This is a genomic window from Frankia sp. CeTa3Moorea (genome assembly GCF_978021225.1).
Window position 1 is genome coordinate 1 of sequence record NZ_CDXDOR010000252.1, and the last position, 4,367, is coordinate 4,367.

A 4,367-nucleotide genomic window follows, 5' to 3' on the forward strand; every position below is an offset into this window, starting at 1 on the left:
TAGCGGGCGCAGGGTCGAGGCGTACACCCGCCGGGTGCCCGCCGTCTCCGGATGATCCAACGTGGCCAGGAACGCGGCGACCGCCTCGCCCACCGTCGGAGCCTCCGAGGGCCGCCCCAGTGCCCGCACCACGCCCATGGCAGCCCCCTCCTGCGTCTGTCGCAGAAAAGCACGCGGAGTCGGCCCCGTCCAGCGACCGCATCGACGCAGGTCACCGGGGGTGTTACCGCAGAAAATTGGCTGCTTGCCGCGATAGTTCAGTAGTCCCAGTATCGCGAAAATCAAGACATGGCGGCGCCGAACAGTCGATGATCCTGCCGTGAGGACAGCGCGGGGGCTGTCTCAACGGGGCACATCTGACCAGCTGACCAGAAAGTTGACGAGGCCTCTTCAGCGCCCGCAACCTTCTCCGCTAGCACCGCGTCTTACTCGCTGATGATCCGACGCTGGTCAACGAACTGAACGCCGTACCGCTGCGCTCAAGCCCCATGCCCTGGCGCGATGGTTAACACGAACGGACGTTTGTGGAGGGGTGGTGTCAGCGACCCGGTTTTTCGGCTATCGGTCGAGAAAATCCCACCAGCTCCGCAACATTCTTCCGCTTCCCTCATCCGGGGCATCCGTGGCCAGGCCAGCGGTGGCGATCAGTCGCACGAGGCACATCCTCAGACCACCACCCGCCACCCACCGCACCAGCCAGGATGCTCATGCAGTCCGGGGGCCCCTGGGCGGATCAAGCCCCGAAGACCCTTCCATGAGAACCAGGAGAACAGTTTCGCGATGGAAGCCTCCGCACTGCGCCCGCTCGTCACCTCGATGACGCTTGAGGCTGTGCGTGCCACCAACCTGCATCCGGTCTTCGTCTCCTTGGGTCTGAGGCCCGAGGACTTCCAGCCGGCTGTCGGCGGACGGAGCGCGGACGCGCACGGCTCGACCGGGCGCGTCTTCGACACCGCCCTGCGCGGGATCGGGCAGTGGTCGGATCGGGTGTGGTTCTTCAAGGGCGGCAGCTACACGGCGCTCATCGACGGCGCCGCCTCCCCGGAGCCCTGGCGGCCGATGAGCGACTGGCCGGGCTGGCCCGCCAAGTTCTCCGCCGGCTTCGACGCGGCGGTCCAAGGGACGGGCAAGTTCAGCGGCTGGTACTACTTCTTCGCCGGCGACGAGTGGATCGGGTACGACCAGCGTGTGCAGAAGGTCGGCGGAGCTCCGCAACCGATCGCGGGGACCTGGGGCGGTGTCACACCGCCGTTCACCGAAGGCATCGACGCGGCCATCCATGGTGTGACGGAGAAGTACGACGGCAAGGCCTGGCTGTTCAAGGGTTCGGAGTACATCCGGTACGACATGAACACCAGCATGGTCGACGTACAGCCCACACCCATCGCGACCGCTTGGGGGCAGGGGACCTGGCCGGCCGACTTCGACCGGATCGACCTCGCCTTCTACGGCGCCCCGCCGAACGAGTCGACGACGATCTACTTCCTGCGCGGCGAGCAGTACCTCGCCTATGACCTTAAGCAGGACCGGGTACTCGGGCAGCCTCGGCTCGTCACGGAGAAGCGGCCGGCGCTGGCACGATTCCTGACCAGACCTCAGCTCTTCCTTGAGGAGCACTACACACTGCACCGGTTCCTCGGACAGACCGGGCGAGGCGAGCCCTTGGCCACCATCGGTCTCGCAGGTGGGGCCAAACAGGAGTCAAAGATCGTCACAAAGATCAACACTATCCGGGCCAGCGAGTCCCAGCGGAACATCCTGGAGAGTACGTCCCAGCGAGCGATCGACGAGGTCGCCGACAAGACCAACGCTGACTCATCGAGCACCTTCAGCCAGCAGGACTACGGCTACCAGGGCAAGATGTCGGCGCGAGGCGAGGCGAACTGGACAGGGCTCGGTGGTGAGGCCGAGGTCGATGTCGGCTTCCAGGGCAGCACCCAGGACGTGCGTCAGGGATTCGCCCACTCGATGAGCAACGAGTTGTCCAATAGTTCGAGCCGCACGATGGAGACGAACAAGGAAGTCACCTCGATCGAGTCGGTCACCTCCACCATCGAGGTGACGACCGAGACTGAGCTCGTCTACACCTTCGACAACTCGAACAACCCTGACTCGGTGAACTTCGCCATCGTTCAGCTGACCCAGGAATTCATCGTCCTGCTGTCGCTCTCGGACCTGAAACTCACGTTCCTGAACGGCACACCGGACCAGGCCAGGACCGAACCACTGCGGAACGCCGCCGCCCTGCTCGCGGACGTCCTCGCGGACAGCGCACTGCGCGAACGGGTGCTAGTCAATCTCGTCGGCGCCGCCCAGGGAATCGTCGATGTGACCGGACAGCCCCGGGATCTGGTGACGCGCGACGGCGACAGCGTCCGTGAAGTCAAGGGTGTGTCCACCACCTACGTCCCGAAGGACAGCACCGGCCAGGACCTGCGGCCGTTCGTCGTACCAGGCATCGCTATCAGTGTGCAGCGACCGGTTATCCTCACCACCAACACGATTGTCGTGCCGCTTCTCTGAGCGGTCTGATGCTGAAGGAGAACGCCATGTCCGCAACCGCGACAGTGCTCAACGTCTGGTGTCTTCGGCAGGCCACCGGGACCGACTTCGAAGTGAACAACGCCCTTGCCGGGCTGGCTCCGTCCCTTGCGCTCGGTCAGCTAGGTGCACCGCTGGAGCACTTCGTCCGGATGCTGCCCGGAGTGATCGGCGCGATCGACTCCGCCAGATCCGACCCGGACAACCTCTACCTCACCGTCGACACCGCGGGTGGGCTGGACAACGCCATCTGGCCAGGAGGCGGCACAACCATCGACATGCAGGCTGGTCAGTCGCAGACGCCTCAAGTCAAGGTAGCTGTCGACTACTCGCTGAACATCTCCCTGTGGGATTATGACTCCTCTTCCGACGACGACCTGCTCGGGTCAATCACGATGTTCGAGTCGGAACAGGGACAGGGCGAAATCGCCAAACTCGCGAAGTCGGACGTGGAGAGCTCGTACTACTACGTCACCTACCGAGTCGACTAGTACTACAGCAACAGTTGCCATGATCGGCAAATGTGTCAGCGCTGTGACCTGCGCCTTCGCTGACGGCTTGCTGGTGGGGCGGAGTCCTGCATCGGCGTGTTGCCTCCGACACGCCGAGAGGTGTTGCTGTAGTACTAGTGCCGCGTAATTAAAAATCGTCGTCTTGTCCGTTTCCTGCCCCATCCGGGCCGTGGCCGGCCCACCGGCCTGCGGCGTCGGACACAAGCTCACGCCTGGGGCTTCATCCGCAGCGTCGACGACGCGCTCTGGGGCCACGCTCAGCACGACACCCAGTTCGAAGCGATCGCCTGGGAGATCGCAGAATCCCTATCCACCTGATCGAACACGCCGTCATCCCCGAGGGGTGCGGCTCCGATAGAGGTAGTTGATCTCTGTCCGGGTCCTGACGTTCTGGATGGTTGGGGGCTTTCGGTACTCGGGGTACATGAGGATAGGTTGCCGAGGCATATCCGCAGGTAGAGGCCCTGCTGCCGGGATCCGGTGTGGTCTGTGGCGGTGTGGTGGCGCGGTGGTGCGTGCATGGAAAGGCCACCGTCTCCACTCTTTGTGGCGTGTGAGATCACGAGGAGAGGAGATCGGTGGCCGTGGACGCGAGCATCCCACAGCCCCGCCCGGTCGGGGCCGAGGGCATGCAGCCGGGTGTGGTCGAGCAGGACGATCTGTTCGCCGAGGCCCTGGCGCACGCGATGGCGATGATCGCCTGGTCGAGGTCGGACGAGGTCCGCGGCCTGACCCACGACGTGCGTGAGGAACGGCTCTACCGGGACGCGTTGGAGTTCGCGCGGCTGTGCCTGCAGGGCCAGTTGGACCTGGAGGCGGCGCGGGAAGCGCCCCGCGCCGACGTCGTCGACGCCGACGCCGACGGCAACCGCCACCAGATCGACACCGCGCTCACGCTCGCCGCTGTCCGCGGCAAGAAGATCACGATCCTGATCGACCTGCTCCACGTGATCCACTACCTCTGGCGGGCGGCCGACTGCTTCTTCTACAAGAACGACCCCGCCGCCCGCGACTGGGTCGCCGAGCAGACCGACAAGCTCCTGCGGGGCCGCCACCGCGACGTGCGCATCGGGATCCGCCGCCGCGCCACCCGGTTCGACTACACCGCCGCCGAACGCGCCGGCGCGGACGAGTGCGCCACCTACCTGGAGAACAAACAGGACTACCTCGACTATCCCGCGTTCCTCGCCGCCGGCTGGCCGATCGCGACCGGTCTCATCGAGGGAACGGCGAAGTGGCTCGTCGAGGACCGCATGGAGATCACCGGAGCCCGCTGGGGCCTCGACGGCGCCGAGGCCGTGCTTCTGCTACGCG

2 protein-coding genes and 1 pseudogene are annotated in these 4,367 nt (G+C 65.2%); all 3 read left to right on the forward strand.

The genetic code is table 11. From position 1 onward, the window contains the following. The first annotated feature begins 780 nt into the window (after window positions 1-780). Window positions 781-2,523, forward strand: a complete 1,743-nt coding sequence (locus AC08OV_RS23755) for a hemopexin repeat-containing protein (protein WP_476615815.1) — start codon at window positions 781-783, stop codon at window positions 2,521-2,523. A gap of 26 nt (window positions 2,524-2,549) precedes the next feature. After that, the gene (locus AC08OV_RS23760; protein WP_476615816.1) at window positions 2,550-3,032 is read left to right on the forward strand and encodes a hypothetical protein; all 483 of its coding nucleotides are present in this window, start codon (window positions 2,550-2,552) and stop codon (window positions 3,030-3,032) included. 599 nt (window positions 3,033-3,631) lie between these two features. After that, window positions 3,632-4,367 (forward strand): annotated as a pseudogene (locus AC08OV_RS23765) (hypothetical protein); the annotation flags it as partial.

Coding starts and splice junctions, on each gene's coding strand:
- AC08OV_RS23755 (WP_476615815.1), top strand. CDS start 781: ATGGAAGCCTCCGCACTGCGCCCGCTCGTCACCTCGATGACGCTTGAG.
- AC08OV_RS23760 (WP_476615816.1), top strand. CDS start 2,550: ATGTCCGCAACCGCGACAGTGCTCAACGTCTGGTGTCTTCGGCAGGCC.